The 7,230-nt window shown below is 29.8% G+C and carries 6 protein-coding genes and 3 tRNA genes; 5 read left to right on the top strand and 4 right to left on the bottom strand.

Annotated elements, in window-relative coordinates:
• The first annotated feature begins 43 nt into the window (after positions 1-43).
• A tRNA-Asp gene (locus tag AB1Z17_RS07515) sits at positions 44-117 on the top strand.
• A gap of 42 nt (positions 118-159) precedes the next feature.
• Here AB1Z17_RS07515 and AB1Z17_RS07510 read toward each other — a convergent pair.
• Entirely contained in the window at positions 160-2,226 is a 2,067-nt protein-coding gene (locus AB1Z17_RS07510; RefSeq protein ID WP_368051185.1) for a helix-turn-helix domain-containing protein, read from the bottom strand.
• A 266-nt stretch (positions 2,227-2,492) separates the two neighbouring features.
• Between AB1Z17_RS07510 and AB1Z17_RS07505 the strand changes: the two genes are divergently transcribed.
• Genes AB1Z17_RS07505 through AB1Z17_RS07495 form a run of 3 tightly spaced genes read left to right on the top strand, consistent with a single transcriptional unit; the run spans position 2,493 to position 5,227 of the window.
• Complete coding sequence (locus AB1Z17_RS07505) at positions 2,493-3,092, top strand: ankyrin repeat domain-containing protein (protein WP_368051184.1); 600 nt, start codon at positions 2,493-2,495, stop codon at positions 3,090-3,092.
• Positions 3,093-3,095: 3 nt separating this feature from the next.
• Positions 3,096-4,148 (top strand): acyltransferase family protein, encoded by a 1,053-nt coding sequence (locus AB1Z17_RS07500; RefSeq protein WP_368051183.1) that lies wholly within the window; start codon positions 3,096-3,098, stop codon positions 4,146-4,148.
• 41 nt (positions 4,149-4,189) lie between these two features.
• Positions 4,190-5,227: a serine hydrolase domain-containing protein gene (locus tag AB1Z17_RS07495; protein WP_368051182.1), complete on the top strand. Its 1,038-nt coding sequence runs from the start codon at positions 4,190-4,192 to the stop codon at positions 5,225-5,227.
• An 84-nt stretch (positions 5,228-5,311) separates the two neighbouring features.
• On the opposite strand, the gene AB1Z17_RS07490 is transcribed toward AB1Z17_RS07495, so the two are convergent.
• The 3 genes from AB1Z17_RS07490 to AB1Z17_RS07480 form a co-directional block, all read right to left on the bottom strand.
• Positions 5,312-5,385, bottom strand: a tRNA-Thr gene (locus AB1Z17_RS07490).
• A gap of 280 nt (positions 5,386-5,665) precedes the next feature.
• Positions 5,666-5,740 (bottom strand) — tRNA-Pro (locus tag AB1Z17_RS07485).
• Between the two features lie 49 nt (positions 5,741-5,789).
• Positions 5,790-6,128, bottom strand: coding sequence for a thioredoxin family protein (locus AB1Z17_RS07480; RefSeq protein WP_368051181.1), 339 nt, complete (start codon positions 6,126-6,128; stop codon positions 5,790-5,792).
• A 161-nt stretch (positions 6,129-6,289) separates the two neighbouring features.
• Here AB1Z17_RS07480 and trxB point away from each other — a divergent pair.
• Positions 6,290-7,230, top strand: a 941-nt coding sequence (trxB, locus tag AB1Z17_RS07475; RefSeq protein ID WP_368051180.1) for a thioredoxin-disulfide reductase, incomplete at its 3' end; no start/stop codon positions are given.

The following is a 7,230-nucleotide window of genomic DNA, read 5'->3' as shown; positions in this document are numbered from 1 at the left end:
AGATATCAAAAACACTCTTATATTTGCATCCGCTAAGAGCAACGGTCTGGTAGTTCAGCTGGTTAGAATACCTGCCTGTCACGCAGGGGGTCGCGGGTTCGAGTCCCGTCCAGACCGCAAAAAGCATCTCAATTGAGATGCTTTTTTTGTGCAATAAAATTAATTTAATAAATCCTTCTCTTCAAGTGATGTTCTTAGGATTTTGTGATTCTCCCAGAAATTAGTTTCGAGATTGTTGTATGCCTCTTTAAATTCGGGTAGGTCTTTAATATTATCGACCAAAGGATCTATTTTTAAGAAAAGCAACACCCAATATTGGAAATTATCTTCTTTAGAAAACATCTTTAAATATTCAATGGCCTTTTTTTGGTCGTTTTTATAGGCATAGTAAACAGCCAAACTTAAATTTTTATAGATAGACGTATCATTTGTTGCGTATTCAAAATAACTATTAAAAAGTTCTTCAGATTTAGCTTTTTCTCCCATTTTTGAATATACATAGCCGATTTTAGAGTTTTCATGCGTATAAATTCCTAATTTTTGGGTTTCACGTATTGTTATAAATTTATGGTAATACTTATAAGAATTTTTATAATCTCGCATATAAAAATAAATTTTCCCAATTTCCTGCATAATGTCTAAACGAGTGGTGTCTTTTTCAAATTCTTTAAGCAATGTTTCTTGTGTTTTTTGTAAGTCGTTGTTTTTTGCGAATAAAATAAAAGCTCTTACATATTCAGAAAACATATTTTCAGGATTATAATCTAAAGATTTATTTATATTTTTTTCGGCTTCTTTTGTAAAACCTGTTTGTATAAATGCGTTGCTAATATGTAAATAGATGTAGCTGGCAGTAATTGAATCATTTGCCGCAATATCTAATTGAGCACCTTTTAAAGCATACTCTAGATATTTTTGTGTATTTGGTACATAACTAGTATAAAAATCAGATAATGTATTAATTATATATGCCGAGTTTGGACTATATTCTAAAGCTTTTTCTAAATAAGGAAGCGCCATTTTATATTCAGAATTATTCATATAAGAAAGCCCTTTTGCAATTAAGCTTTCTGGTTGTTCAGAATCTAATAACATGGCTTTTTCGCTAAACTCATTTATTAAAGTGGAATGCTGTTTTTCTGCCAGAAAAAGATCCAAATAATAATATGCAATGGCAATATTTGCATAAGCTCGTGTAAATTCATCGTCATGCGAAATGGCTTGTTCAAAATAATCAATTGATTTTAATAGGCCATCTTTGGTTTCTTTATGAAGATGGTTTAAGCCTTTTAAAAAATAATCGTAAGCTATAGGATTGTTGGTTGGTAGTTTGTCAATTCTTTCTTCTTCTTCAGGTGTAACAATTACTTCAATCTTATCTGCAATATTTTTGGCAACGTCGTTTTGTAATTTAAAAATGTCGGTTACTTCTTTATTATATTGTTCAGCCCATAAATGGTTGTCACTTTTAGCTTCAATTAATTGAATATTCAATAAAATTTTATCACCTACTTTTTGTCCGCTACCTTCCACAAAATAATCAACATTTAATTCACTTGCTAATTCAGGAATTGATTTAGAACTATTTCTATATTTTTCTACTGAAGTTCTACTTATAACTTTTAAGTTTTCAATTTTTTGAAGATTTGAAAGAATCGACTCCATAACGCCATTAATAAAATAAACATTCGTCGTGTCATTACTATCATTTTTAAAAGGTAAAACCGCTATAGATTTTTTTGAGTTCGTTTTTTTAGAAGTTTCACTAGGTTTTAAAATAGTAAATAATAGCGCAAAAATCACAAAAACAAAAATAGCTGTTGTTATTATTATTACAGTTCTTTTTTTAGTTGATGTTGTTTTTTTAATAGAATTTTTAGCAGCTTCATATGTTGAGTCAACTTCGCCAGGAGGAAATCCGTAAAACTCGCGAAAACACTTAATAAAATAGGAAGTGCTACCAAAACCCACTTTATATGAAACTTCAGAAACTGTAAAGGAATCTTGTTCTAATAAATCCATTGCGTTTTTTAAACGAATTTGTCGTATAAATTGGCTAACGGATAAGTTTGTTAATTTTTTAATTTTTCGAAGTAAATTAGAACGACTCATGCCAATTTTGCCTGCAAGTTCTGAAACTCCAAACTGTTCATTTGAAATGTTTTCTTCAATGATTTGGGTAAGCTGATTTAAAAAATCATTTTCATTAGATTTCAAATCTGACATTATCGTTAAAATTTAATCCGAAATTAGACATTTTTTGGCGAAAATACGAATTATTAAAGTTGAATTTAATTTCAGCAAAGTGTGCGCTATATATTGCGATTTTTAAATTTTTAGTATAAGATGCGTCATAATTTATATCCATTCACCATAGTTTACAATGGTTTTATTAAAATTTATACAATTTGTTTTTTTATTGATTAGTGCTGCATCACAGTTTAATAGATTTTTACACCACAGAAACAATAGTAAAATTAAAATCAAAAAAAATGAAAACATTACAAATTAATTTATCAAATTTAATTACAGCAACACTTTTAATATTGGTATTAATAGTAAACGTTTCTTGTGATGGAAAAAGCGAAAAACAGAAAGCAAATCAAGGTGAAAATTCAGTTTTAAAAGGAGAAGTTAAAGCACCGGTAGAAGATATTATAACTTCAACATTTTTAGGAAACCTGAAAAACGTTGAGCAACATATTAGTGCAGGGACTGATTTAAATAAAAAAGATGATTATGGTTCTACACCACTTATGGTTGCAGCAACATTTGGAAAAACTGATGTCGCTATTGCATTAATTAATGGAGGTGCAAAACTTAATTTATCAAATGCAGACGGTTCTACAGCATTACATATTGCGGCATTCTATTGTCGTACAAGTATTGTAGAAGCCTTAATAGAAGCCGGTGCTGATAAGAGTTTGCCAAACAATTTTGGAGCAACAGCGTTGGAATCTGTTTTGACACCATTTGAATCTGTAAAGCCTGTTTATGATCAATTAAATAGAGATTTGGGCCCATTTGGATTAAAACTAGATTATGAGCACTTAGAAAAAACAAGACCAACAATTGCTAAATTATTAAAATAAAAAATGGCTAATTCAATAAGAAGATATGATATAGACTGGTTGAGAGTAATTGCAATTGGATTGTTATTAATATACCATATTGCAATTGTTTTTCAACCTTGGGGTGTGTTTATTGGCTTCATTCAGAGTAATGAGCCTATAATATCTATTTGGGTTCCTATGACTATGCTCAATGTTTGGAGAATTCCATTGTTGTTTTTTGTATCTGGAATGGGTGTATGTTTCGCCATAAAGAAAAGAAACTGGAAGCAATTGTTTACGGAAAGAGCTAAAAGAATATTAATACCTTTTATAGTTGGCATTGTTCTAATTGTTCCTATCCATATATTGATTTGGCAAGCTTATTACAATCAAGTTTTTACTTTTTCACCAAATAGAAGCCATTTATGGTTCTTAGGAAATATATTTATATATGTAATAATTTTATCACCTTTATTCTTTTATTTAAAAAGAATAGAATCTAGTTTAATTGGTGAAAAAATAAAAAAGTTATTTGGAACTCCTTTTGGTTTTCTTATAATTTTAGGATGTTTTGTAATTGAAACCTTAATAATAAAAATGGAATCCTTTGAAATGTATGCTATGACTACTCACGGGTTTGTAATAGGATTTTTAGCTTTTTTATTTGGATTTATATTAATATACAGTGAAACATATTTTTGGAAAGCAGTGCTTAAATGGAAGTGGATATTTTTATTAACAGCAATACTTCTTTTCTCAATGCGATTGTTTTATTTTGAATTGGTTGTTGTAAATTATTTAAAAGCAATAGAATCATGTTTTTGGATTTTTTCAATATTTGGATTTGGATTTAATTATCTCAATAAATCGAGTAAAACATTAAGTTATTTAAGTGAAGCAGCGTACCCAATCTATATAATTCATATGATTTTTTTATACCTAGGTTCTTATTTTATTTTACCTTTAAATATTTCAACAATATTAAAGTTTATATTAATAGTAGTATTTACAGGAGTTGGTTGTTTTGCTTTTTATGAATTATTAATAAAAAGAATAAAATTTTTAAGACCACTTTTTGGACTTAAATTAAAATAGGATTGAGATAGTGTATTATAACCAGATAAATAAATAATAGTATGACTAAAAAACAAAAAACATTAATAATTAGAATAGGTTTATTTGTTGGAACTGCAATTTCTTTGTTCTTTGTACCATGGATTTTAGTAAAGGCTTGGATACTACCATTGCCTGAAACTGTGCAAGAACAAGTAGATGAAGCCATTGGATATGGTTTTGCTGGTATGATTGTTTATGTAGATGAAGGTGGAAAAGAACCTGCTTTTTATACAGGTGGTTGGAAAGATCGGGAAAATAAAATACCAGCTGATCCAAATTCTTTATTCAAAATTGCAAGTATAAGTAAGTTATACACTGCAGTTGCAATTGCAAAATTGGTAAATAATAATAGACTGTCTTTAGATGAAACACTCGCTGATTATTTTCCAGAATTAGTTGGCAGAATCGAACATGCAGAAAAAATTACTTTAAGAATGATGGTGCAACACAGAAGTGGTATTCCCAATTTTACCGATAATCCCGCATATTGGGAAAACGAACAGGAAAACGGGAAAGAACCACTTAAGTTTGCCCTTGATTTACCAGCTAGTTTTAAACCAGATAAAGGATATGAATATTCAAATACCAATTATTTATTACTTCGCAGAATAATGGATAAGGTATTAGGATATAGTTATAATGAATATATAAAGGAGGAAATATTAATACCACTTAAACTTAACAATACATTTTTTTCGCTTAAGGAAGTGAATTTAGATGATGTAATGAGTGGCTATTATGTTGGTGTTGAGGAAGATTTTAAGACCAATGAAAATGGTATGTTAGCATCAGCACAAGATGTAGGCATATTCTTACGTGCATTAAACGATGGTTCTGTGTTTGAGGAAGGGGAACAGGAAATTTATGCTTCTATCTATGTGTTTGAACATGGTGGTTTGGTTCCTGGTTATCAAAGTCTTGCGGAATATCACAAAGACATCGACACTGTTGTTGTGCAATTTATGAGTACAACTAATTTTGATGGTTACAATTGGAATTTATCAGAAATAGTGATTAATCGTATTGTGAAAATTTTAAGAAATGGAAAAAACTCATAGTATACATCAATAAATTACAGGGAATAATAACTTATTTAAAAAGAAAATCGTCTAAAAATTAATTTTTAGACGATTTCTTTTTTGAGCCGATGGAGGGACTCGAACCCACGACCTGCTGATTACAAATCAGCTGCTCTAGCCAGCTGAGCTACATCGGCTTTTAACGGGTGCAAATTAATTTAATTTATTTTATATGTGCAAGTATTTTTTAATATAAAATAGAAAAAATTACACTTTCTTGTTTTAATAGAACACTATTATTTTTTTGAGTCAATTTTTGTTAGAAATTACATGAAAAACATACGTAAAAAAATGATTGAAATTTAATCTTTATATGGAAGAGAATAGGTATTAAATTTATATACTTACTTTAAGTATATAAAACGTAAAAGCCTGTAATTATTAGTTACAGGCTTTAAAATTACAAAGTATAATTTGTCGGGGTGGCAGGATTCGAACCTGCGGCCTCCACGTCCCAAACGTGGCGCGATAACCGGGCTACGCTACACCCCGAATAATTTCGGACTGCAAATATAAAACTAATAATACATTTTACAAGGTTTTATTCAAAAATAAGTTGGTAAGGTCTTTTAATAGCTTCTTTCAACTCAAAAATACTAATATTTCTACTTCTTCTAATTGTTTCTTTTCCTTCAAAAAAGATGAGAATTGTTGGTTCAACAAATGCATTAAAGTTTGCAGCTATTTTTGGGTTACTATTTAAATCAACTGAAATAAATTTAATTTTAGGAAATGAATCTGCCATTAAGCTTTCAACTTTTGGTTCAAGAGCTTCACCAACACTGCAAGAATTTGTTGAAAAATATACAAGAACGGCACTATTAGTTTCTAAAAAGGAATTAAAATCTTCAATGGAATTATAAATGTTATTTGTAGTCATATTTTACGCAATAGTGAAGTTTTTTATGCAAATATAAGGGGTAAATTGATTTTCATCGACTTATTAATTATAATTATGTTTTCATTATTAAAAATTATAAACAATGATGTTTAATATTAATAATAATGCCATAAATTTGTTTCATTAAAAAAAATATTACAATGTCTGATACAATTGAAAGAATAAAATGCTTAATAATAGGATCTGGTCCAGCGGGCTATACAGCTGCAATTTATGCTGCTCGTGCAGATTTAAAACCAGTAATGTACACTGGAATGCAAATGGGTGGTCAATTAACAACAACAACTGAGGTTGATAATTTTCCGGGATATCCAAATGGAACTGATGGAACAGCAATGATGGAGGATTTAAAAAATCAAGCTGAACGCTTTGGAACAGAAGTACGTTTTGGAATGGTTACTAAAGTCGAATTTAGTAAGGAAGTTGGAGGAATTCACAAAGTAATTGTTGATGAATCCATTGAAATTGAAGCGAATTCAGTTATAATTTCTACGGGTGCAACTGCTAAATATTTAGGTATAAAAAGTGAACAACGTTTAATAGGCGGTGGTGTTTCGGCTTGTGCAACTTGTGATGGATTCTTTTACAAAGGACAAGATGTTGTAGTTGTTGGAGCAGGAGATACAGCAGCTGAAGAAGCAACGTATTTGTCAAATATCTGTAATAAAGTTACTATTTTAGTTAGAAAAGACTATATGAGAGCATCTAAAGCAATGCAACATAGGGTTAACAAAACTAAAAATATTGAAGTGAAATACAATACTGAAATTGACGAGGTATTAGGTGATAATGTTGTTGAAGGTGTTAGAGCTGTTAATAATGTAACTGGAGAAAAGGAAGTAATTGATGTAACAGGTGTTTTTATAGCCATTGGACATAAGCCAAATACCGATATATTTAAAGGTACTTTAGAGATGGATGATACTGGTTATTTAATAACCAAAGGTAAATCTACAAAAACAAATTTGCCAGGTGTTTTTGCAGCTGGTGATGTTCAAGATAAAGAATACAGACAAGCCGTTACAGCTGCTGGAACTGGTTGTATGGCAGCATTAGATGCTGAACGTTATTTAGGTTCTTT

This window comes from Lutibacter sp. (genome assembly GCF_040883305.1).
In the GTDB taxonomy this organism is placed as follows: Bacteria; Bacteroidota; Bacteroidia; order Flavobacteriales; family Flavobacteriaceae; genus Lutibacter.
This window is presented reverse-complemented; position numbering and strand designations above follow the sequence as displayed.